This window comes from Vibrio sp. GJ43-1 (genome assembly GCF_055808835.1).
Window position 1 is genome coordinate 2,599,047 of sequence record NZ_CM147884.1, and the last position, 24,988, is coordinate 2,624,034.

A 24,988-nucleotide genomic window follows, 5' to 3' on the forward strand; every position below is an offset into this window, starting at 1 on the left:
AAAGTGAGGTTAAACACACAACAGCGCACCAGGTTTGCGCCGTTTTAATCGAGAACGACACTTATTTTGGTAAGAAACACGTTAAATATTGTTCTAGGGCATGCTTTCCGACAAGCCTGCCCCTTGTTTTTTGCATCAAGCGACGTTATATCTTGGGTATGGCTTGCTCCACTTTTTAATGACTTAGGCGTCATTCTCTCCTACTTCTTCAGCAAGCCAAACGTTGAAGGAATTATTATGGCTGTTCATGTTGGCATCATTGACCAAGACCCTATCCGTCTTGTCACCCCACTTTTAGATGATAGAACGGTAAGTCGGCACATCATATTTATTGGTGATAAGTCGCAGTTTGACATGTTTGAGCGGCTGCATTCCGTACTAGCACAACGCGAAATTACCTCTGAGTTTTTCGAAATACCGAATGTTGCCAACACCTCTGCAATCAAGCAGTCAGTACTTGAACTCGCGAGAACACTGAAAGAAAAAAACGTAGAAGTAAAACTCAATGCCAGTTGTGGGCTAAGGCACCGACTGCTGTCTGTTTACGAAGTATTCCGAACTTACCATTGGCCAATTTTTGTTGTTGAGCCGAGTAGCGACCGCATGTGTTGGCTATACCCGGAAGGCGCGGAAGACGCACAAGTTCAAGACCATATCACTATCAAAGATTACCTCACCGTGTTTGGTGCTCGCGGTGAGTTCACCGAATACGATATTCCACCTCAGCTGGATAAAAAACTGTATGCCCTTGGCGAACGTTGGGCAGGCAACGCGCTTGAGTTAGGCCCGGGCTTAGCCACCCTTAACTACCTAGCGACGACATGTCGCAAAGAACAAAAACTGGATGTCGAACTGTCTGATAAACAACAAGGGTATCGCGAACTCAACATGCTCATCAGTGATCTGGTTGATCTGGAAATCGCCTCTTACGAGAATGGTGTACTCACGTTTATCAGTGAAGATGCAAGACGTTTTTCTAACGGGGAATGGCTAGAAAACTTGGTTCATAGCACCGTGAGGCAGATCCAAGATGACATGCCAACCATCCAAGACCGTTCGCTCAACGTTCAAGTTTATCGTCAACTGGGCGAGCGAGAAGTGCGTAATGAGCTTGATGTCGCCTCGGTGGTCAACAACAAGTTACACATCATTGAATGTAAAACCAAAGGCATGCGCGATGATGGTGATGACACCTTGTATAAACTTGAATCTTTACGAGATCTATTAGGCGGGTTGCAAGCACGAGCAATGCTGGTGAGCTTCCGCCCGTTGCGACACAACGACATTACTCGAGCAGAAGATCTTGGTTTGGCGCTTATTGGCCCTGACGAACTCAAGTCACTTAAACACCATTTAAGCCTATGGTTTAAAGGCGCGGGTGGTGCAGACGAACAAACAGCGTTGTCGTAATGTTTTCATCTATTACCAAATAAAAAAGCTCCAAATAAAAAAGCTTGGTGATATCACCAAGCTTTTTCACTTTTAAGCATCGATTCTCGGCTAAGCCTTAAATAGATTACCTTAAGATTCTACTTTTGCGGTCGCTTTGTGCTTAATGCCAACAATAAGAATACACACATAAGCGGCAACCGTAAGCGCAAGAATGGCGAAAGGTAACGCCGACCATCCCCAACCGTCGATGGCAATACCACTTACGACACTACCTAAACCAAAGCCAAGCGAGATGAAGAACATCATCAACCCTTGAGTAAATCCGCCTCCAACAAACGTCAGTCGAGCGGCAATAGCTGGCGAAATCATATCCGTCACAGTAATACCTTGCAGGTACACTAAAACGAGACCCAGTGGTATAATAAAACCAATAGACAATCCAGCTTCCGCAATAAAGTACAGACCTGCGATCACAACAATCGATACTACGCAGCTAAGCTTAAACAGGCTCAACGCCCCAAACTTGGTGACGTATTTTTCTGCACCGACTAAAACGATTAGACCAAGCACAGATGCAATTGAAAGGTTCGCAGCCGACATTGATTGTGCAACGCTGTATGCATTTTCCATCAAATTCGGATACTGGGCTTGGAAGGCCCCTTGACCTGCACATAGCAGTCCAACCGCCAATAAAAACAAACCAAAGTTAGAAAATAGTACTTTAGAGAAACCGACCTTTTCAGCCTCATCTTCACGATTTTGCTGAGCAACTAATTCCGCGTTATCAACAATACGCTGAGCGGCTTGCTTATTGCTCATCATTGTTACAACCAACAATACCGCGACAAGAACCATCATCGCAATGAAACGTAATTCAAAACTCCAACCCATTCCCGTAACCGCAGCCAACGCAACTCCAGAAATCAGAGAACCAAAAATAAGCGTTTGCGCCATTCGGCCCAATTTCATCGCTTCCGTTTTTTCATCGTAGCCAGCAAACGTGATAAACACAGGATTCAGCATCAACAAAATCGCAGAGCCTGTACCAAATAGCACCGAACCCACCGCCATAAATGCGAAATTTTCACCTGCTGCCAGAAAAGCTGCACCTGCCAGTAGGTAGGACACTAGGCCTAAACCTTGCGCTAAACGATGTGCTTTGAATTTGTCGGCGAGAATTCCGATAAGAGGAGCGAATAGACCCGCAAGACCAAACAAGCCCATAGCAAGACCAGCTTGGGTGGCGCTACCTGTCCGGGCCAGAATAAATGATGGAACCATCATAGGAATAAATACGATTTGAACAATACCGTATGCAAAATGGGCAGAAAACCACCCTTCTAGACCGAGTTTTTTCAACATGTTACGACCTCTAATGTCATTGTCCACTTTAGGTAACGGCGAATAAACCGCACAACAAAAATGACGAACAATACTAATTCAGACCCACTATCAAAGCGGTCCATCTTCTATATGATCGCGATTATAATTGTCTTTATTATCCATAGAAGTAACACGAGGGAAGCGCGCTAGTACGATTAGTATGTTACCTACATAACCCACAACCCCGACACAACACAATCCAACGATAAATTAACACTAACTGCACACCAAAAACACTTTGCTAACCTAAAGGTGTGCATATGCCTTCGTTAGATCAAAAAAAGCGTGGTCATAAGACCACGCTTTTCTCTCACAAGCTACTTAGCTATTAAGCTATTAAGCTATTAAGCTATTAAGTATTAAGTATTAAGCCGTAGCTTGGTGACTTGCTTGCTCATCAGCCAATTGCTTTTTTTGCTTACTAGCAACGATCAAGATGCAAATATAAGAAATGACCGTCAATCCTAATATAGCAAGAGGAAGCGCTGACCAACCGTAACCATCAACGGCTACACCACTTACTACACTCCCTAAGCCAAAACCTAGTGAGATAAAGAACATCATCAAACCTTGAGTGTAACCACCGCCAACAAGTGTTAAACGAGCTGCGATTGCAGGAGAAATCATATCTGTAATAGTAATGCCTTGTAAGTACACTAACACCAAAGCCAGTGGAATGAGGTACGGTAGAACCATAGCGGCTTCAGCAATGAAGTAAAGCGCACCAATCACCGCGATAGAAATTACAGCACACAGCTTAAACAAGCTAATAGAGCCATATTTGGCAACAAATTTTTCAGCAAGTACTAGAACGAACAAACCAAGTACAGCGGCAACAGACAAGGTTGCTGCAGATAGAGACTGTGCTACACCGTAGCCATTTTCCATCAAGTTTGGATATTGAGCCTGAAATGCCCCTTGGCCAGCACATAAAATACCAACCGCAACTAAAAACAGACCGAAGTTAGAAAATAGGACTTTAAATAAGCTCACTTTCGGTGCGTCTTCTTTCGCCGCCTCTGCTGCCATCGCATCTGCATTATCAATAATGCGTTGAGCGGCGGCCTTGTTAGTCGCAATGGTGATGACGAAAAGTACCGCTACCGCAATAATCATCGCAATGAAACGTGCTTCGTACGTCCAGCCTGCGTCAGTGACTGCTGCAAGCCCGATACCAGAAAGCAAAGAGCCAACAATCAGAACCTGAGACATACGCCCCAGCTTCATAGCTTCTGTTTTCGCATCATGACCAGCAAAGGTAATAAATACTGGGTTAAGCATCAGCATAATCGCAGAGCCAGCACCAAAAAGTACAGAACCTACCGCCATGAACGTGAAGTTTTCGCCAGCAATGACAAAACAACCACCCGCTAGCATATAAGCAATCAAGCCTAATGCCTGTGTGAGTCGGTGTGCTTTAAATTTATCAGCCATTAAACCAATTAACGGCGCTAATAACCCCGCAATACCAAATAACCCCATTGCAAGGCTGGCTTGAGTCGCACTCCCCGTGCGCGCAAGAATAAAAGACGGCACCATCATTGGTATAAATACGATTTGAACTATGCCATAAGCAAAATGCGCTGAGAACCAGCCTTCTAAGCCAAGTTTTTTCAACATATTACAGACCTCGTAGGTAAATCACTATGTAGTGTGAATAGACAAAAATAAACCGCAAAAAAAATCCATTTTTTACACTTTATAAGTAAGCTTAACAATTTCGTTTTTTGAACTTATAATCCGGCGCTTATCGTTATCATCAAAGCCAAATTAATAGCCATTTAATTGGTAAGCTTATTAATCAAATTCATCATAGTGACTCTACCTATAAAGTGATATAGGGTCCGGACGCCACTGTCAACATAACGCTTCACTCAGTGCCAATATTGCTATACTCTAAAAAGAGATGATAAAAATAATAGTAGCGGATCAGAATATCGCTACATTTAAGGCTGGAGCCTACCTTATGAACCTAACTAAACTGCGCGTATTTGCATTAACTGCCGAACATGGCTCGTTAACCAAAGTTGCCACCATGATGGGCAAGACCCGCACTTCACTAAGCATGGCTCTATCTAGTCTAGAAGATGAGCTTGGTGTTGAACTATTTGAAAGAACCCGTAATAGGCTCGTGCTCAACGACGCCGGACAAGCCTTACTTCCCGACTGCCGTAATATATTAAACATGGCGGAAAGCCTATATTCCAAAGCAGAACAGTTTCGCCAAGGGGACAGCGACAAAATACGTATTGCCTATGACGATACGCTACCCTCTACCTTTTGGCGTCAGCAGCTCGTTGCCCTATCGGACAACTTTCCCCATTTATCACTAACGGCCATCAAAGCGTCAAGCGCGGATATTCCAACGCTAGTAAAAGATGGGCATGTCGAACTTGGCTACGGGTTAGTCTTTAGCTCTGGTGATGATCCTCAAATCAAAGTTCGCTCGTTACATCGAATTCGAATGATGGCGGTCTGCTCTCCTAAGCACCCCTTAGCGCAATTAAATAACGTCACGTCTACTGACATTAGTGCTCATCGCCAAATCGTTTTGTCGCATTTATTTGAAGAGATCCACGAGGACTTCCGACCAATTTCAAGTAGCACAATTAGCTTTTCTAACCACCAAGAGGTATTAGAAGCCGTTGTTGATAACTTAGGATGGGCGATTATTCCTGAAACATTGGTAAAGCATCAATTAAGGCAAGAACACTTAGTTGTGGTGAAACACCCCAACGGAATGTATGTTCGAAAGTTTTGGCGAGATGTCGCGCCCGAATGATCACACAGTTGAGACACGCCAATCACTGATCGACGGAATAGAAGAAGGCATTTACGATTTGTTCTAGATGACACCACCTAGGAACCAGGCACCACTCTGTCCTAGGACCTAGAACCTAGAACCATAGAACCGCTCTTCCCCTCTTAAACGATAAAAGCCGAAGCAAAATGCTTCGGCTTTTTTCGTTGTCATCAATCGGGGTAAATTGATTAAACGATGCGTAGACCGCCTTGAGCGATAGCAAAACGACGTGCACGAGTGTAAGACAGTGCGTTCGTGATGCCTTCGCCAGTTGGACCAGCGATAGTGAACGTTGACGTACCTTCAGCGTTGTAACCTACACCAGATAGTGTTGGGCCGTTGTGAGCGAAGATAGTTGTGTTGATTGCACGACCAAACTTAGTCACGTTCTCAATGTTACCAGAGTAGATGCAAGAAGAGTGCTTGTTGCCACGCTCTGCCGCTACTGCGCGCTCGATAGCTTCGTCGATGTTTGCACAACGAACCACTGGAAGTACTGGCATCATTTGCTCAACGTGTACTAGTGGGTGATCGTTCTCAACAACCATTACCGCTAGACGTGTATCAGATTCAACACCGATAGACTTAAGGATTTCACCAGCGTCTTGACCTACGTGTTGCTTAACTGGGTGCCATACGCGAGCGATTTCTTGAGCAGTACAAGGCTTAGCACCGTCAATTTCGTCCATAGTCAGGATTTGTGCCGTTAGCTTCTCAGCTTCTTCAGCAGAAAGTACGTATGCGCCCGTCGCTTCTAGCTTAGCTAGGAACTCGTCAGCCACTGCGTCTTCAACGAATACTTCTTTCTCACCGATACAAAGTAGGTTGTTATCGAAAGATGCGCCGCCGTATACGCCAGCAGCTGCTAGGTCTAGGTTAGCAGAAGCATCAACGATTACTGGTGGGTTACCAGCGCCAGCGCCGATGCCTTTTTTACCAGATTGTAGGATAGCTTTCACTAGACCAGGGCCACCTGTACCAACAAGCATGTTGATTAGTGGAGATTTAGCGATTTCGTTAAGCGTTTCTAGAGTCGGCTCTTTAACCATAGTGATTAGGTTAGCAGGGCCGCCAGCTTCAACGATAGTTTTGTTTAGCATGTCGATCATAACCGCTGAAACAACTTTTGAAGATGGGTGAACGTTGAACGTTACTGCGTTACCAGATGCTAGCATAGAGATAGCGTTGTTAACGATAGTTTCAGTTGGGTTAGTTACTGGAGTAACCGCGCCAATCACACCGTATGGTGCGCGCTCTTCTAGAGAAATACCGTTGTCGCCAGACCATACTTTAGTTTCTAGAACTTCAGTACCTGGAGTCTTAGCAGCAGTCAGTTGGTGCTTAGCGATTTTGTCTTCAACACGGCCAAGTTTCGTTTCTTCACGAACCATTTTTGCGAAGTCTTCAGCTTTAGCTAGAACCGCGCCACGCATAGCAGTCAGGATTGCTTCACGACCTTCTTTAGTTGAAGTTGCGTAGAATTCTACTTGAGCTTTGTGAGTTGCAGCGATTGCAGCTTCAACAGTTGTGAATACACCTTGTGCATTATCGATATCAAAAGACATGTTTATTACCTCTGTAAAGTATTAAGTGGTTGTCCACTTTCGCAGAGCAGGCACTAGAGCCTGCTCTAATCTTTATTTAGTTAGGCGTCGCTCAATCATTAAGCGCTGCCATTTTATTAAGCGTCAGTTTTTATTACGCGTAAGTTTGAGCAGCTTCTTCGCCGTTTACTACACGCAATGTACCTAGTACAAGCGCTTCTAGCTCTACTTCACCTGGGTACGTTTTCACTGGTGCTACGAAAGCAACACGCTTAGCGATTTCAGCCGTAATGTACTTGCTGTAAGCAATGCCGCCCGTTAGCAAAATACCGTCGATAGCTTCGCCACCGAACACTGCACCCATAGAAGCGATTTGCTTAGACACTTGGTAAGCCATTGCGTCAGTAACAAGCTTGAATTCAGCATCGCCAGCTTCTGCTTTCTCTTCGATTTCACGCATGTCGATGCTACCTGTGTAGCTAAATGCGCCGCCTTTACCTTGGATGAATGCTTTCATGTCTGCGTGCGAGTACTCGCCGCTGAAACAAAGGTCGATAAGCTCACGAGTAGGAAGGTCACCACAACGCTCTGGAGTGAAAGGACCTTCAGAAACTGCGTCGTTTACATCAACAGTTTGGCCGCCCATGTGAGCCCCAACAGTGATACCACCACCCATGTGACATACGATGACGTTTACGTCTTCATACTTTTTGCCTTGCTCTTCAGCGAACTGGCGAGCGATAGCTTTTTGGTTAAGTGCGTGGAAACGACCCTTACGCTTAATCGCTTTGTGGCCAGAGAAAGATGCAAGCTCAGATAGCTCGTAAGTAACAGGCGCATCAGTGAAGAACGCGTCGATACCGTTCTCGTCTGCAATCTCTTTACCAATGATCGCAGCTAGGCTAGCTGGATGTTGGATTTGAGCTTCTAGAAGGTCTGCGATTACAGCATCTTCAACTTTGTAAGTACCACCAGCGATTGGCTTAAGTACGCCACCACGACATGCTACCGCTGCAAGCTCAGACGCTTTAACGCCAGCTTCTTCAAGTGCCGCTAGAATTGCTTCTTTACGGAACGCTTTTTGGTGTGCAACAACCGCACCAAATGGCGCTAATTCTTCAGCGCTGTGACGTAGCGTTTTTTCGAAAAGCTCAGTAGTGCCTTCGAAAACACCGATTTTTGTAGAGGTAGAACCTGGGTTGATAGCTAGAATTTTCATTTCTTCGTTAACCTGAATTAGTGACTTTCTATTTGTAATTACGCAGAGACTTCTGCAGCTTCTTTCTGTTGGCTTAGAGCAGCAACAGAACACGCAAGCGCGATAGAAACGGTTTTCTCAGCTTCGCCGTCTGCACGCGAAACGAGAACAACTGGGATACGAGCACCAAGTAAAACACCCGCCATGCTGAAACCAGCCATGTACTGAAGTGCTTTAGCAAACACGTTGCCTACTTCGATGTTTGGAACCATTAGAATGTCAGCTTGAGTAAGCAGCCGCATCGGTACAACCTTTGAGGTTTGCTGCATACTGAGATACGGCGATATCTAGAGAGATAGGACCTGAAACGATACAGCCTTCAATTTCACCATTCTGGTTCATTTTTTGAAGTTCAGCGGCGTCCATCGTTGCTGGCATTTTGTCGTACGGCTTTTCTTTCGCACATAGGTTCGCTACTTTTGGCTCTTCGATGCCAACAGAGTGTGCAAGTTGAACGGCGTTTTTAATGATGCCTTTCTTTTGCTCAAGTGTTGGAGCAATGTTCATTGCTGCATCAGTAAATACGTGGAAGCTATCGCCGCCTTCTTTGAAAAGTACGCCTGCGTGGCTAAGAACATTGCCAGTACGTAGACCGTGTTCCTTTTTAAGTACTTCTTTAAGAAGGATTGAAGTGTCAATTAGACCCTTCATTAGTAAGTCGCCTTTACCTTCAGCAATTGCTGTTACAGCTGCTGCTGCAGTTGCTTCAAGGCCGTCAGCTTCAATGATTTCGAAATTAGCCAAGTCAACGTTCGCTTTCTCAGCCGCTGCATTGATTAGCGCACGCTCACCAACAAGGATGACGTCAGCCATACCTTCTTTAAATGCATTATTCGCTGCATCTAATGTTGCATCATCGTGAGCTGCTGCAACAACCATGCGTTGCTTTTTACCGAATTTCTGAGCTTGCTTAATAAAGAAGTCTTTATTGTACATAGGGGCGATACCTTTTAATTAGATAGACGAGCTCAATATGTAGCTCTCTATTTATCTATTTCGATAGATTCTTATCAGGAATAAAGCGCTTAATACTGTGGAGCAATATATCGGCTTAATTTTCATTCCTTTCAAAGGATGGAATTAATTTAGCCCACTTGGTATCGGTTTTAACTTCACTGAGAGTCAATTTTTTTGAACGTTTTACCGTAACTTCACTTGAACCGTTATAATTCAGGTGAATCAACATTGATCACTGTTATATATCGTTATTCAAGTCACACTTTCACTGAATTAAAGCGATATGACGTCATTAATATTAAAACAAGAATTAACGTGGTTCGATCCAGTAACAGCAATAGCACTGGTGGTAAGTTACTTATAAATAAAGGTAACACGCTAGTAACTTTATTAGAGTATTTAACCCCTGTGCTATTTACCTCGCCACTTTTACCGCCAATACCTATTACGCTCACCACTTTTATTAGCACCACCTCAGTGTTAGGCGACACAAGCATTCACCCCGTGAATGACCCACCTCTTGTTTGCAACTCTAATCCCCCTTTTAGCGTAAGATTTATTGACGCTCAGTGAAGTGCTTTAAACGCGACTTTCTCTAGACTGAATATCAACGAAACAATAAAGAGCGTTCGGCCTTAAGTGCCTGAATCTCATTACATATAAAGTTGACTACCAATAAGGGTCGAAGATGAAATATCAAAACCGCCTAGAAGAAAGCGTTAATCGCCTTAGCACTGTTCTTGACGAGCAAAAACAGTTACTTGCAGAACACAAAGCAACGATGAACTACGCTGAGCGTCTAGAGAACATCCTTACTCCTACAGACGAGCTAAGCACTCAAGGCGACGACCTACTAATCGGAGGCTGTAAAGCCACTGACCTTATCGAGCAATACGGTAGCCCGCTTTTCGTGCTAAGCGAAGACACACTGCGTAACAACCTACGTCGTGTTAAAAACGCTTTCGGCAACTACTGGCCAAAGCTGGTAAACGTTATGTTTGCTATCAAATCAAACACTAACTTCGCGGTTCGTGCTATTTGTAACGAAGAAGGCGTAGGCGGTGACTGTTTTGGTCCTGGTGAAGTGGAAGCGACTCACTACGCTGGTGCCGATCCAAAAACGATTGCACTTAACGGTACGGTTAAGCCTGAGCTTGCTATCCGTAAAGCCATTGAATACGGCTACGCGGTTCACCTAGACTCTTATGAAGAAATTGAAATCGTTGAGCGCATCGCTCGCGAAGTGAAGCCAACTGAAAAAGTTCGCATCGCCGTTCGTCTAAAAGTGATCCCTGACGATTTCTTCAACGACTTCGAACCAGATGCTTACCCGTTCCCTAACTTCATCGGTGCAATGAAGTGGATTAAATTCGGCCTTCTTAAAGAAGAAGCGAAGAAAATTGTTAACCGCGTGAAAGAAATCGATGTATTTGAATTCTACGGTTTCCACACTCACCTAGGTCGTTTCTCTAAGCAACCTGAAGGTTGGGATGCGCTTTACCGCGAATACGCACGCAACGTTATCGAAATCTCTCGTGAGTGTGGCGTACAACCTTTCCAAGTTGATCTAGGCGGCGGTTGGCCACGTGAACGTGAGCCAGAGTGTCGTAGCAAAGAGCACATGATGAACTCAAACACTATCGAAGACTACGCGAAAATCGTATGTACTGGTATGTTAGAAGAGTTCAACAAAGAAGGTTTCGAGATCCCACAATTGTGGCTAGAACCTGGCCGTTACATTGCAGGTAACATCGGTACGCTACTGACTTCTGTTTACGTAGTGAAAGATGACCAAGAGATGGATTACACGTACACCATGGTGGACGCGTCTACTTACCTAGCAACGCTAGTGGAATCTCAAGAGTCTAAGAACCCGGTACTTCCTGCGAACAAGATGACTCAACCTCTCGTTGGTAAAACCACTGAAATCGCGGGTCCTATCTGTATCCCATCAATCTGGGAAAGCGGCGCAACTATGCCAGCTCTAGTACCTAACGACGTACTAGCTATCATGGATGTGGGTCACTACGCAGAATCTCAAGCGAGCCAGTTCAACTCTCTTCCACGTCCTGCAACGGTACTCGTTAAAGACGGCGAAGCTGAACTAATCAAGCGTGCTGAAACGGTTGAAGATGTATTTGCTACGCAAATCCTTCCTGAGCGTTTCAAGAAAGCAAAAGCTGAAATCGAGAAAAGAACACAGCGAAAGCTTAATCTTCTAACTCTCTGATTGATAAAAGCCTCTCAAATGAGAGGCTTTTTTATACCTAGTATTTCTGACCAAAAAAACCTCCACAGCGGAGGTTCTTTATTAATATTTTTTCTTTAACTCAAGTACTAAATCAGCTTACGCGCCGCTTCAACCACAATCTTAATTGAACGCGTTTCGGCTTTCTTCAACGTGTCATGGTCTGGCGTTTCTTTTTGCGTACGATTGATGATCACACCTGCCACACAACCCGCTTTCAGACCTGAGCTTGCACACATGGTCAACAAGGTTGCCGACTCCATTTCAAAGTTAAGCACACCCATTTGTTGCCATTCATCCATAGAGCCCTGGAAACGACGAACAACACGTCCAGAAAACGTATCATAGCGCTCTTGACCTGGGTAGAACGTATCACTTGAAGCCGTGACACCAGTATGTACCGTAGAGCCAGCTTCAATAGCGGCTTGTTTCATTGCCGTCGCTACATCAAAATCAGCAACCGCAGGGAATTCCATTGGGGCAAAATGTAAGCTTGCGCCATCAAGACGAACTGACCCTGTTGTTACGATCATATCACCCACATTCACATCTGGTTGAATCGCGCCTGTTGTCCCTACGCGAAGGAAAGTACGCACACCAAGTTGCGCTAATTCTTCAACCGCAATAGACGTCGAAGGACCACCGATACCAGTAGAGCATACGACCACTGTCTTACCGTCTAACTTAGCACGATACACCGTGTACTCACGTTGGCTGGCCAAAAATTCAGGCTCATCCATCAACTCTGCGATTTTTTGTACGCGAGCAGGATCGCCAGGGATAATCGCTAAAGTTGCACCTTGAAGATCATCTTGGTTTACGCCTAAATGGAAAACAGCTTGGGACATAGGGTGGTTCCTCTTATTTCTTAGTTATGGGATCAAGCTTATAAGATAACCGTGAGCCTTTCTGCCCACAGATCACACTTTAGGAAAGGTAATTGCATTGAATTACAAATTAAATCGTTTGGCATCACACTTTTTAGAGCGCCAACCGATAATTAGCATAAAAACTAAACGCCCACCTCACAATAAGATGGGCATCACCCTAATTATCTACTTAGCTTAGTCTAATTTAGATTTATGTCTAAGTAGACGTAATGCGTTTAAGGTCACGATGGCTGTCGCACCACTGTCAGCAAGCACTGCAACCCAAAGACCCGTCATCCCAAGCAAGGTTGTCACCAAAAACACCGCTTTTAGCCCTAATGCTAATGTCACGTTCTGTTTGATGTTATTAAGCGTGGCTCTTGACAGCTCAACCATCACTGGAAGTTCCGCTAAACGATTGTGAGTCAACGCCGCATCCGCTGTTTCTAATGCGACATCAGTTCCCCCTCCCATCGCAATACCTATGTTTGCCGCTTTCATCGCCGGGGCGTCATTAATGCCGTCGCCGACCATGGCAACTCGTTGGTGCTGAGCCAGCTCATTGACATAGGCGACTTTATCGGCAGGTAACAAACTCGCTTTGTAGTCCATACCCAATGGCGTGGCAATCGCGTGGGCGCTGCGAGCATTGTCACCCGTTAGCATGATGGTATTAATACCCAGTTTAGCCAACTTTTCTACTGCTTCAGCCGCGTCAGCCCTTACTTCATCTCGCCAAGCAATAAGACCAAGTTCCTGTCCTTCATTCATTGAAGTCGTGCTTTGGTTGGTGAGTACTACCACTGTTTTGCCTTGATCTTCCAGCAGGGCGATCTGTGACTGCGTATCAGCGGTAAGTTCGAACGTCACTTTACTTGGCGCAAGCAACGCGTAATGCCGCTCATGAACAATCCCTTCAATACCAACCCCCACCAATGCTCTCTTTTCCGTGGCTTCTGGAATCGATAGACCTTTGTCTTCAACATAACGTACCAACGACGTCGCGAGTGGATGGTTAGAACCCGATTCAATAGCAGCGGCAACCTTAAGTAGCTCGTCCTGCGTAAAGTTCTTCAGTGCTATCGTATCCGTTACATGAGGTCGACCAAGCGTCAATGTGCCCGTCTTATCAAAGGCGATAGCTTTTACATTCCCCAGTTGCTCTAACGCGGCACCACCTTTAATGAGAGCGCCACGTCGCGTTGCCGCGGCTAAACCAGACGTAATGGCAGCAGGGGTGGAGATCACCAGAGCACATGGACAAGCAATCAATAACAGCGCCAATCCACGGTATACCCACGTTTCCCATGGCTGGGCAAACAACAACGGTGGCGTAATGATGACGGCAAGAGACACTAACATCATAAGCGGCGTATACCAGCGGCTAAATTTATCTAAAAATCGTTCAATTGGCGCTTTACGAGATTCCGCTTCTTCAATGAGATGTAAGATCCGGTCAATCGCATTTTCACCTTGTTTCGAGGTGACTTTTAATATGACCACCTTGTCAGTCAACACAGCACCTAAGCCATCACATTGTCGCCAATTAGGCGTTCAACAGGCAAAGACTCATCAGGTTAATGCACTTTCATCGAAGCTAGCACTAGTCGAAACCAATTCACCATCAGCTGGTAACCTGTCACCCGGTGCGACTTCAATCATATCGCCAGGCTGTAACTCTGAGGCACTTTTCTTTGAACGTACCCCATCTATCACAACGGTCGCATCTTCGGGCACTAATGACATTAAGGCCTGTACGCCACTTCTTGCTTTCGATGCTGCAAATGATTCAAGACGTTCGCCAATCAAGAACAGTAACAAAACCATGCCTAGCTTCTACTGTCTCTCCCAAATACAGTGCCCCTATGGCAGCTACGCTCATGAGTGTTTCAATCGCAAAGGGAGTGCCTGACTTTGCTAGCTGAAACGCTTTCTTCGTAATAGGCATTAACCCTAACAAGCAGGTGAGAACAAACAGCCATTCACTCAATTGAGGAAAAGAAGATCGACTTAACGCCGCAATGAGCATTCCAGATGAAATGGCTAAAATATGGGCATTTTCTGATACGGTTTTACGCCAGCCTGACGGCATAGGTTGTTGAACGGTATGGGATGATGAGCCACCATTGAGCGACTGTAATGTAAAACCGACTTTCAGTACCGCAGATTCAACTTCTGACACCAACGCTGGGTCATTGACTCGAACCACCAGCTTCTCTGTGGCAAAAAGCACCTTTGCACTCACAATTCCTGGAATTTTACTCATTGCCGATTCCACCTTGCGAGCACAAGATGGGCAATCCATTCCAATCACTTTCCAAGAATGCATAGACGGATTTGTTTCTAGATTTCCCTCACTAACATGAGGTTCCTCTGGTTCACTCGCGCTGCACTCACCTTGTGTCGAGCAACAACCTGATGAGATCTCTTCATTAGCTGAAATCGCCGCGATTGTCGGCGCGCTGCAACTTGTCCCCACTGGGCGAATGGCATTAATTTTTTGAGTACGGCATGCATCATGTTTATTACACATGAGGATCTCCTTGATTGACATAAACCTGTATCTGTTAATACCAGTTTAAACCTTGGAGCTAACTCCAAGGTCAAGGATTAATTAGTCGATCATCGAAACCGGTGACGTGCCTTGTTTATTTTTCGCTACATCTTCAATTAAGACCGCATCATGAGTACAGAAAGGCTGGGAGTTAACACTGGTCAAACTCGGATCTTTGTCTTGTTGGCATTGTCCCGTTCTTCTCAGTTCCACAATATGATACTTAAGAACAATCAGCCCTAACACGCCAAACACGATGTTACCAATGGCTTGCCCATAGAGAACGCCCAATGCACCAAACCAATGTGCCCCGAGATAAACAAACGGTAAAGTACCCGCTGTCGCTTTACCTAAATTTAGCGCGGTTGAATAGAGTGGTCGACCCAGGTTATTAAAAGAAGTATTCGCCACAAATAACGCACCATTAAAAATAAACGTGATCGCGACATAAGTGGCAAACGTCACCACGATTAGGGCAGCGTCCCCCGTCAAAGAGAAAGCCGCGATGACATAATCTTTGACAAGGTAAAGAATGAGGCAGACCACGATCGTGTAAGTAGTGGTAACAATCAATGAGTTACGTAGGGTTTCTTCTACCCTATCAATTCTAAGCGCGCCAAAGTTTTGTCCGATAATTGGACCTACCGCACCAGATAAAGCAAAAATAACCGCAAAACAAACCGGCATCAGACGACCAATTACCGCATAACCTACGACAAAGTCTTCACCAAATTGTGCGATAGACGTAGTCACAATCGCATTACCTATAGGGGTTGCCGTATTGGCAATGATCGCTGGTAACGCGATGGCTAATATGACTCGGCTGTTTTTGATTACTTGATTAATTTGCGGCGCGGAGAGCAATTTATGCACTTGCAGTAAAGGCATGAACGAGAAATAGAACACCGTAAAACGTGCAATCACCGATGCAATCGCTGCACCTTCAACGTTCCAACCAAAACCAAAAATGAACAATGGATCTAAAATTGCATTGACGATTCCACCATAGAGCGTTGCCCACATGGAACGCTTAGCGTCACCCGCAGCGCGCAGACCCGCACCACTTGCCATACCAAGCGCAATCAAAGGGCTACTTGGCATGATGATCCATAAATACGCTTCTGCCCTTTCATGGGCGCGCCCTTCCGCCCCTATAGCAGTCAGTAGTTCGGGAATATACGCACACATTATCGCCGTAATAATGGCACTAATGACAAAAGCAATGACTAAGACACTACTGCCTATTTGCTTAGCATAAGCGGTATTTTTAGCACCAATCGCTTTCGACATCAGTGCGCCCATGGCTATTGACGTGCCGATAGAGACGGATGTGGCGAAAAACGTTAACGTGCCAGCGAACCCCACCGCGGCGGCGAGCTCAACTTGTCCCAACATACTAATGAATAACATATCGAGCAGGTCAACAACAAATAACGACATTAACCCAATAGAACCTGCACCCGACATCACTAAGATATGGCGCATGGTCGATCCTTCGAGAAACTTGGCTGATGGCTCTGTCATTACAATCCTTTGTATCCCGTTACCAAAAAATAAGGCGCTCTCGCGCCTACTAAACCAATTTATTCATTTGAAAACAAGATGATCTACACCGGATGCTTAAAGCACTCTTTCAGATTCTTACCAATCGCCTGAAGCACATCACGACGAGAAATCATGCCAACTAAACGCCCCTGATCAATAACTGGGTATACTTTAGGCTTTCCTACTTTCATCATATCAGCGAGTTCAATGATCGACATCTCAGGTGTCACGGATAGCACTTCTTTGTACATACAATCCCCCACCGTATGCGTATCTTGACAGTGATACGTGACCTTTACCAACTTCTCTAGAAGATCCTGCTCCGAAATAAAGCCAATGACTTTTTCGTTTTCATCAATGACAGGTCCACCTAAATGCTTTGATTCCATCACCTTATCTAAAGCGGCACTCAATGGCATATCAACGGTAAACGTAATTGCTCTTTGAGTCATATAATCTCTTACTTTTAAAGATTCCATGATGTTCTCCTTAATCCCCAATAACTTACTTTGTTATTTTCATTGTCGTCTAGTTTATCGATTTTGCTAAATCGGAATGAGTGATTTTATTCATAGGCGATACCTATGTGGCCTCACTAAACGTCACTCCTTTTCCCTAAGCGTAAGACGAAAACGACAGCTTTGCCTATCTTCCCTTTAAGAAATTTGTAACAATCTCAAAGCTGTGCCTCTGTTTCACGTTTAGGATTATTGTCATTGTTTAAGAAAATACTCGCTGTACTTGCCGATGCCGTTGAGTACCGCTCACGAATTTGGGTGGTTCACGTGTCTGAATCGCTATTAAAAGATCAGTCTTACGTGGTTAATGAAGATGGCTTCAACACCTCCTTAGAGTGGATGAAACGCAAAGGGTATTCGTCCACAATGCTCGAGCAAGTGGAAGGTATGAAACGTTCTCAAGTTCTTGTGTTTGAACTTGGTCATACTCAGCACCAGCTGATGCGAGTAAAATGAAATAACGATGTTTACTCGCTCTCGTTATCGCGTGATGGCGCGCGATTAATCTTTTATGAGTATCAAAAACTCAACAAAAGCGATAAGCGCAAACAGCACCGCGATACCTTTCCAAAACAGTACCGGACTTTTTTTCATTAAGGGTCTGGATTCTACGGCCTTCAAAAGCGCAGCGTTTGGCAAAGTAATATCGGTGACAAACTCTCCAAGCACTTGGTAGCGGGATGTGGCTTGCGGGTGGCAGGCTTTCTGTATTGCTAACTCGAACCATAACGGAACATCCTCTCTTAGTTCTGCCATGCTTCTATATTGCCACTTTTGATGCCTGGCTTGCTGCACGGACAGCGCCGTTACTTCTTTATATGGCAGTACGCCACATAGCATTTCATAGCTGATCACTCCTACGGAAAACAAATCCGATACGGTTGTTGCAGGCTCTCCAGATAAGTATTCTGGAGCGATATAATTCGCCGCCCCCAGAGGATTTTCAACACTCTGTTTTGGTTGACTTTCTTCCAGCCCTTTGACCGATACTGCCCCTAAATCGATAATTTTTATCGTACCATCAGCACTTATCATCACATTCTCAGGTTTGAGGTCTCGGTGAACCATATCTAGACGCTGCAGCACCCGCACGGCTTTGATCAGTTCATCAATAATCGTCCTCACTTGTTGCAATGTTGGCTGTGGATTGTCATACATCCACTGTCGCAGTGTTATTCCATCTATCCACTCACATAGATGATAGAGATAAGGGGAGGACTCAGTATGAGGATAAATTTTCATAATTCGATGATTATTCACCCGACTTCCCACCCAGTATTCATTACTAAAACACACCAGCGTATCGGTATCATCGGCGTAATGTTGGGAGGGCGCTTTAAGCACATAACGTTGCTCGGTGGCCTCTTCTATGACTTCATAGACGTGACTGCGACTGCCCGAATGTATGACTCGAGTCACTCGGTAATCGTCTATGCGATTATTTACCTTCAGCGCAGGCGGTAATACACGGTTAAGAGTTTGCTGTTGAAATTCTAAAAACGTTAATTGCGGCAACGCCTCTACCGACACAAACAAACACGTTGCGTTATCTTGTCCCCCCGCTTTGATTGCTTGCTGGCACAGCTGATTCGCCTGGTGCTCCAAATCCGTCACAAACCCTGAAGCGGGCTGAGCCTCCTGCATCACCTTACAGAGTGCGCTGTCATCAAGTACATCATGCACCCCATCGGTGGTGAACAAGAACTGGTCACCCGTGTGTAATTCTATCGTTTGGTAGTCAACTTCAAGCGCTGTATCCATGCCCAAGGCACGGGTCAAGTACGCATTTTTTCCGCCATTTATTCTTTGGTGGTCACGAGTCAGCAAGCGTAATCCCCCCGCGCGAAATAGGTACACGCGGCTATCACCAACATGAAAAATATGGGCGGTATTGGACTTAAAGATCGCACTGCTAAATGTCGTCACCAAACCGTTGTGCCTAAGTGCCTCTTTCGCGCCAGACTCATACAACCAAGCATTGAGTGATTTCAGCACTTGGCTGGCACAATGCTGGACGCTCCAGCTGTCTGGCGTCGCATAGTAATCAGACACAAATTGCATCACACTGGTATGGCTAGCCTTTTGTCCATGAGAACTGCAACTCACACCGTCAGCGATACAGGCAATGGTCCCCTTAAGTTCTTGCTCTGATTTTTCCTCAGGATGACGCACGACAAATGCATCTTGGTTTTCTTGCCGCTTCCCCGTTAAAGATGCGCCACCATAACTCAGTGATAGCGACTTTTTATGTTCCATATCGGGCTTCTCCATCATTTTCGCGCCGTATCGAGAACCTTATTTGCTTAAGGATATTATTTGGCTAAAGATATTGTTTGAATAAGGATATAAAATTGCAATACGAACAAAAGCCTCGTGCTAGCGAGGCCTTTGAACGAGAGGACATGATTTCATAAACTCATGAGCCAATGCCCTCTCTCCCGATATCGAATTAATGAGAGACATTAATCAGTGTCACACTGCCATCCTCATTCACTTCAGCGATTTGTCCACTTGGCTCTTCCATAAACATGAGCGTGACAAAACCAAGAACCGCGGTTCCGGCAATGACATAAAAGAACGTCTGGTAATCAACAAATGACAATACCGTCAAATACACTACTGCGCCGACGTTGCCATACGCGCCAGTCATACCTGCAATCTGTCCAGTCATACGACGCTTGATAAGTGGCACCGTAGCAAACACTGCCCCCTCACCCGCCTGAACAAAGAACGAACATGCCATCGCCGCACATACCGCTAACCATAGTGGCCATTCGCTGTCGACTTGCCCCATCATGAAGTAACCACCCGCCAGCCCTGCCGTAAGAATAAGTAGCGTCGATTTACGACCAAATTTATCTGAAATCCAGCCGCCACCAGGTCGAGACATCAAATTCATGAAAGCATAAGCCGATGCGACCATCCCGGCTAGAACAGGCGTTAATTCAAACGTTTCCAAGAAAAATAACGGCAGCATAGAGACCACAGCAAGTTCAGAACCAAATGTGGCAAAGTAGAGCACATTTAAAACGGCAACTTGTTTAAACTTGTATTGGTGCATCTCTGGAACTGGCTTGGAAAATATCGACTTATTCACTTTCCATACTTGAGATACTTCGTACACATACAGAGCGAACAAGCCAAGATAGAACGCGTTCACTACGGTTTCACTCAACATGCCGATGTTTGATGGCGACAGTTTCCACGCGAGTAAAGCCAGTGCCGCATACATAGGGATCTTCATAATCAACAGAAAGAAGAAATCCCCTTTCGACGTCACTTCCATCGCGGTTAAGTGCTTGGGTCTAAAGTAAGTCGAGCCTTTCGGAGTATCTTGCACGCTGCGGTAGAAAACCACAGAGAACAACAAGCTCATCAGACCTGTAATTGCCACCGCGTAACGCCAGCCATCTTCACCACCAAACATCAAAGCAAGCGTCGGGAGCGTAAATGCTGCCGCTGCCGAACCAAAGTTACCCCAGCCACCGTAGATACCTTCTGCGGTACCCAGCTCATCATGAGGGAACCATTCCGACACCAATCGGATGCCAATAACAAACCCTGCACCAATAAAGCCCAACAAGAAACGGGCTATCGCGGCTTGAATAAACGAATCTGACAGCGCGAAGACAAAACACGGAATGGAGCACACCGCGAGTAAAGTGGAGTAAACCAGCCTTGGGCCATACTTATCCGTCAGCATGCCAATGACCACCCTAGCTGGAATGGTAAGCGCGACGTTTAAAATCAATAACGTCTTTATTTCTTGAGTCGATAACCCCAGTGACGTTTTCACCATTTGCAGCAATGGTGCAAAGTTAAACCACACCACAAAGGTAATAAAGAAGGCCATCCAACTCAGATGGAGCGTTTTCATTTTTCCAGAAAATGAAAACAGATTGAACTTAGTGTTTTCCATAATAAAATCCTTTTTACTGGTCAGCGAACTAACCAGAGTTCCTTGATAAATAGTCGATTACGTCGCCTGATGCTGTGATAGCTAGCTTAAGCGGTGATGGATAACTTAAGCGGCTATTAATAACTTAAGCTGCCATCGATAACTTAAGCCGCTATAGGTAACTTAAGCCGCCATAGGTAACTTAAGCCGCCATAGGTAATTTCAGTTGAACCTCGCTACCACTTACTCTCACATCAAAGCGCGTGAGCGTAACCGTTGGCTCCTCAATACAAACATCAGAGTATGCAAATTAAAATGTTGCTTATAAAGGGGCGATGCCACACAAGGTTGCCCCTCAAATGACCCCATAATGCCGCGAGACATCACATAGGCGTGACCAAAAGGATCGTAATTACACAGCGCATACAGCTCATCACTACGCTGGCAATAAAAAATCGCGACTTGTTTATCTTCCACTCTGGCGCACACCCCCGTGTGCGGGACCAGATCGTCTGTTGAGCAGACGGTTAACCACTGACTCATCGTGTTCTCCTTAACTATCAAAATCGCTTCGCTAATGACGTAATAATCATGGTTACACTTCAACCACATCAATACGCTGCTCTAGAATGAGCGCTTGTTTCTTGTTATTCGTTGGGAATCTTTGTTGACGAATATTGACAAACTGCAAGGTACTATCTAGCTCATCAGTATTGATAAAGTGTTGGAATCGTTTTAGTTTTTCTGGATTCTCAAGCGTGGTTTTCCATTCACATTGATATTTTCCAACGTTGGTGGCCATATCGGCTTCAAGTTCTTCGGCGAGGTTAAGCTTATCGTCGACGATAATTTGTTTGAGGTACTCGATGCCTCCTTCTAAATTTTCTAACCACACCGAAGTACGTTGCAAACGATCTGCGGTGCGAATATAGAACATCAACACACGATCGATATACCGTATCAAGGTTTCTTCATCGAGATCCGTTGCCAATAAATCGGCGTGACGAGGGCGCATACCACCGTTACCACATACGTATAAGTTCCAGCCTTTATCTGAGGCAATCACACCAATATCTTTTGACTGAGCTTCTGCACATTCGCGCGTACAACCTGAGACTGCGAACTTAAGCTTATGGGGTGAACGCAACCCCTTATAACGATTCTCAAGGTCAATGGCGAAACCCACACTGTCTGCCACGCCGTATCGACACCATGTACTCCCCACACACGATTTAACGGTTCTCACGGATTTGCCGTAAGCATGACCTGTTTCAAAGCCAGCATCGACCAATCGCTTCCAAATCAGCGGCAACTCGTTTAATTGAGCACCAAACAGGTCCACACGCTGGCCGCCGGTTATCTTGGTATACAAATCAAAGTCTTTTGCCACTTGCCCCAGTACAATTAGCTTATCTGGCGTAATTTCCCCCCAGCAATACGGGGAACAACCGAATAAGTGCCATCTTTTTGCATGTTGCCAAGATAAATATCATTGGTGTCTTGCAGCTCCATATGCTGCTCTTCCAAAATGTAGTCATTCCAGAATGACGCCAATATTGAGCCAACAGTCGGCTTACAAATCTCGCAGCCAAGCCCACTGCCGTGCGTTTCCAGTAAATCATCAAACGTTTTGATTTGGTTGACGCGCACAATGTCGCTCAATTCTTGGCGAGAATAAGCAAAGTGCTCACAAATATCGTTATTGACTTCTACACCGAGGTTAAGTAACTCGCTGTCTAGGACTTGTTTGGCAAGAGCGGAACAACCGCCACAACCCGTAGACGCATTCGTTGTCTCTTTTAGCGCGGCCATCGTATTACAACCACTTGCCACCGCTTGTTTGATGTCCCCTTTAGTCACATCAAAACAAGAACAGATTACGGCCGAATCTGGCAATGCATCCACGCCAACTCCTGTCGCGCTATCGTCTGCGACATTTGGTAGAATCAGCACGGATGGGTTTTCTGGTAATGGCATATCATTTTGTTTAAGCTGCAACAGCGTCCCATAGGCGTCCGCGTCGCCAACTAATACCGCCCCAACGATTCTACTGCCATCTTCAGAGACGATTAACCGTTTATAGACCTGTTCAATTTCGTCATTGTAAGTGTAAGACTGCGCGCCTGGCGTTTGACCATGCACCTCACCAATACTTGCCACATCCACACCTAACAACTTGAGCTTGGTGCTCATGTCTGCGCCAGTAAATAACGAATCCGATTCACCATCACTCAAAATTTGTGACGCGGCCACTTTTGCCATTTGATAACCGGGTGCCACCAAACCAAAAATTTTGTTATCCCATAATGCACATTCACCCACGGCGTAAACATCTTTGATGTTGGTTTGGCAACTATCGTCGATCACGATACCGCCACGTTCACCGATCATGATATTCGACTGCCTTGCCAATTCATCTTGTGGGCGGATGCCTGCGGAAAAAACAATCACATCCGTTTCAAGGTGAGTACCATCTGCAAAGTTCATGCGATAGCGAGAATGGCTACCAGCAACAATCTCTGTGGTCGCTTTTTGGGTATGAACGGTGACGCCAAGATCTTCAATCTTTCGCTTCAGTAACGCACCGCCACCATCATCTAATTGCACCGCCATTAAACGAGGGGCAAATTCAACAACATGAGTTTCTAAACCTAAATTTTTAACGGCATTTGCCGCCTCTAAACCTAGCAACCCACCACCAATCACTACGCCACTTTTTCCCGTCTTGCTTGATGCCTCAATGGCATCCAAATCTTCAATGGTTCGATAAACGTGGCAATGTGCCTGATCATTACCAGGGATCGGTGGCACAAACGGAAATGACCCTGTTGCTAATACCAGCTTGTCATAAACTTCACGTCGACCACTTTGCGTGACAACGGTTTTAGCGTCGGTATCCAGTGATACTACTTTGTCATTGAGTACGAACTGAATGCCGTTTTCTTCGTAGTAATTGCCATCGGTTAGTGCCAGATCACTGTCCCCTTTGCCTTCATCAAAATAACTCGTGAGCTGCACTCGGTCGTAAGCCAAACGTGGCTCTTCTGAAAATGTAATAACCTGAAACTCTGCCGTTTCAGACGAAATAATTGAATCAATAAACTTGTGGCCAACCATTCCATTGCCGACAACAACTATTCTCTGCTTACTCATCATCCATTCCTTTTAATAATATTAAGCGGTCAGTTTTAATTTTCGCAGTTCCTGCTCGACTGCTGACTCATTCGATACCGCATTGATTGAGCGCTGTGCCAACCACTGCATTTTTTCTGCTACCGTCACTACCTGACCAATCACTATCAAGGTTGAGCGACTGCACCTGATGCTGTCGCTTAAGTGAGTCCAATTCGCCCAATTTTCCGATAAGCGTGCGCTGTTCAGGACAGCAACCTTTTTCAATCAATGCCACTGGCGTATTTGGGTCCATGCCAGCGTCAATAAGCGCCGTGGATATCAGCCGCGTCTTAGTCAATCCCATATAAATCACCAGCGTTTGATTTAATTTGGCTAAGGCATCCCAATGCACGTCTAAATCATGTTCAGCATGCGCGGTGATGAATGTACATCCCTGCGCTAAGCCACGATGGGTAAGTGGGATTTGCGAATACGTTGTGCAACCCGACGCCGCCGTAATGCCGGGAATGACCTCAACGTCAATACCATGTTGACGAAGCCACAACATCTCTTCACCACCGCGACCAAACACAAACGAATCTCCTCCTTTAACTCTGCAGATTCGCTCACCACTATTCACTCGCTCTAATAATGTTTGGTTGATCTCATCTTGAGTCGAACTGTGACAACCTTTTTGCTTGCCGACAAAAATTAACGTTGCGGTACTCGGGAATAGCGCTCGAATCGGCTCGCTGACCAAATTATCAAATATGATCGTGTCTGCGGCTTGTATCGCTTTCATTGCTTTAATGGTTAGTAGGTCGGGATCTCCCGGACCTGCACCAATCAGCGAAACAGTGGCGTGATGGCTGAATCCTTTCATATAACACTCCATGATCATTCAA

General features: G+C 45.4%; 16 protein-coding genes and 3 pseudogenes. 4 read left to right on the top strand and 15 right to left on the bottom strand.

Features of this window, described 5'->3' with window-relative positions; translation table 11 throughout:
- The first annotated feature begins 237 nt into the window (after window positions 1-237).
- Window positions 238-1,410 carry a DUF1887 family protein gene (locus AC0L66_RS12430; RefSeq protein WP_265675022.1) on the top strand — a complete coding sequence of 391 codons (1,173 nt, stop codon included), beginning with the start codon at window positions 238-240 and terminating at the stop codon, window positions 1,408-1,410.
- 111 nt (window positions 1,411-1,521) lie between these two features.
- Here the strand turns inward: AC0L66_RS12430 and AC0L66_RS12435 are convergent, their stop codons facing one another.
- Together AC0L66_RS12435 and AC0L66_RS12440 are read right to left on the bottom strand one after the other, a co-directional pair.
- The gene (locus AC0L66_RS12435) at window positions 1,522-2,754 is read right to left on the bottom strand and encodes an MFS transporter (protein ID WP_265675021.1); all 1,233 of its coding nucleotides are present in this window, start codon (window positions 2,752-2,754) and stop codon (window positions 1,522-1,524) included.
- 387 nt (window positions 2,755-3,141) lie between these two features.
- Window positions 3,142-4,395, bottom strand: coding sequence for an MFS transporter (locus tag AC0L66_RS12440; protein WP_473567523.1), 1,254 nt, complete (start codon window positions 4,393-4,395; stop codon window positions 3,142-3,144).
- A 346-nt stretch (window positions 4,396-4,741) separates the two neighbouring features.
- Here AC0L66_RS12440 and AC0L66_RS12445 point away from each other — a divergent pair, with 346 nt between their 5' ends.
- A complete protein-coding gene (locus AC0L66_RS12445; RefSeq protein WP_473567525.1) occupies window positions 4,742-5,557 on the top strand; it encodes a LysR family transcriptional regulator in 816 nt (271 codons plus the stop codon).
- 209 nt (window positions 5,558-5,766) lie between these two features.
- Here AC0L66_RS12445 and AC0L66_RS12450 read toward each other — a convergent pair whose 3' ends face one another.
- The 4 genes from AC0L66_RS12450 to AC0L66_RS12465 form a co-directional block, all read right to left on the bottom strand.
- Window positions 5,767-7,143 carry an aldehyde dehydrogenase gene (locus AC0L66_RS12450; protein WP_265675018.1) on the bottom strand — a complete coding sequence of 459 codons (1,377 nt, stop codon included), beginning with the start codon at window positions 7,141-7,143 and terminating at the stop codon, window positions 5,767-5,769.
- Window positions 7,144-7,276: 133 nt separating this feature from the next.
- On the bottom strand, window positions 7,277-8,341 hold the full coding sequence (gene buk / locus AC0L66_RS12455; RefSeq protein ID WP_265675017.1) for a butyrate kinase: 1,065 nt from the start codon (window positions 8,339-8,341) through the stop codon (window positions 7,277-7,279).
- A 38-nt stretch (window positions 8,342-8,379) separates the two neighbouring features.
- Complete coding sequence (locus tag AC0L66_RS12460) at window positions 8,380-8,622, bottom strand: phosphate acyltransferase (RefSeq protein ID WP_473567526.1); 243 nt, start codon at window positions 8,620-8,622, stop codon at window positions 8,380-8,382.
- Window positions 8,600-9,316, bottom strand: coding sequence for a phosphate acyltransferase (locus tag AC0L66_RS12465; RefSeq protein WP_473567528.1), 717 nt, complete (start codon window positions 9,314-9,316; stop codon window positions 8,600-8,602). Before AC0L66_RS12465 ends, AC0L66_RS12460 begins: the two co-directional genes overlap by 23 nt.
- A gap of 709 nt (window positions 9,317-10,025) precedes the next feature.
- Here AC0L66_RS12465 and AC0L66_RS12470 point away from each other — a divergent pair.
- Window positions 10,026-11,567 (top strand): diaminopimelate decarboxylase family protein, encoded by a 1,542-nt coding sequence (locus tag AC0L66_RS12470; RefSeq protein WP_473567530.1) that lies wholly within the window; start codon window positions 10,026-10,028, stop codon window positions 11,565-11,567.
- A gap of 107 nt (window positions 11,568-11,674) precedes the next feature.
- On the opposite strand, the gene udp is transcribed toward AC0L66_RS12470, so the two are convergent.
- The 4 genes and pseudogenes from udp to AC0L66_RS12490 form a co-directional block, all read right to left on the bottom strand.
- Entirely contained in the window at window positions 11,675-12,433 is a 759-nt protein-coding gene (gene udp / locus AC0L66_RS12475; RefSeq protein ID WP_265675225.1) for a uridine phosphorylase, read from the bottom strand.
- 216 nt (window positions 12,434-12,649) lie between these two features.
- Window positions 12,650-14,987, bottom strand: a pseudogene (locus AC0L66_RS12480) (zinc/cadmium/mercury/lead-transporting ATPase).
- 81 nt (window positions 14,988-15,068) lie between these two features.
- Window positions 15,069-16,532 (bottom strand): MATE family efflux transporter, encoded by a 1,464-nt coding sequence (locus AC0L66_RS12485; protein ID WP_473567532.1) that lies wholly within the window; start codon window positions 16,530-16,532, stop codon window positions 15,069-15,071.
- An 83-nt stretch (window positions 16,533-16,615) separates the two neighbouring features.
- Window positions 16,616-17,032, bottom strand: a complete 417-nt coding sequence (locus tag AC0L66_RS12490; protein ID WP_265675230.1) for a CBS domain-containing protein — start codon at window positions 17,030-17,032, stop codon at window positions 16,616-16,618.
- A gap of 237 nt (window positions 17,033-17,269) precedes the next feature.
- Between AC0L66_RS12490 and AC0L66_RS12495 the strand changes: the two genes are divergently transcribed.
- Window positions 17,270-17,527 carry a hypothetical protein gene (locus tag AC0L66_RS12495; RefSeq protein WP_265675231.1) on the top strand — a complete coding sequence of 86 codons (258 nt, stop codon included), beginning with the start codon at window positions 17,270-17,272 and terminating at the stop codon, window positions 17,525-17,527.
- Between the two features lie 45 nt (window positions 17,528-17,572).
- Here AC0L66_RS12495 and AC0L66_RS12500 read toward each other — a convergent pair whose 3' ends face one another.
- From AC0L66_RS12500 to cobA, 5 genes and pseudogenes are all read right to left on the bottom strand, one after another.
- Window positions 17,573-19,345 (bottom strand): bifunctional protein-serine/threonine kinase/phosphatase, encoded by a 1,773-nt coding sequence (locus AC0L66_RS12500; RefSeq protein ID WP_473567534.1) that lies wholly within the window; start codon window positions 19,343-19,345, stop codon window positions 17,573-17,575.
- 175 nt (window positions 19,346-19,520) lie between these two features.
- A complete protein-coding gene (locus AC0L66_RS12505) occupies window positions 19,521-20,990 on the bottom strand; it encodes a NarK family nitrate/nitrite MFS transporter (RefSeq protein WP_265675233.1) in 1,470 nt (489 codons plus the stop codon).
- Between the two features lie 181 nt (window positions 20,991-21,171).
- Window positions 21,172-21,512, bottom strand: a pseudogene (gene nirD / locus AC0L66_RS12510) (nitrite reductase small subunit NirD).
- Between the two features lie 52 nt (window positions 21,513-21,564).
- Window positions 21,565-24,122, bottom strand: a pseudogene (gene nirB / locus AC0L66_RS12515) (nitrite reductase large subunit NirB).
- Window positions 24,123-24,189: 67 nt separating this feature from the next.
- A complete protein-coding gene (gene cobA, locus AC0L66_RS12520) occupies window positions 24,190-24,966 on the bottom strand; it encodes a uroporphyrinogen-III C-methyltransferase (RefSeq protein ID WP_473567536.1) in 777 nt (258 codons plus the stop codon).
- Between the last annotated feature and the right edge of the window lie 22 nt (window positions 24,967-24,988).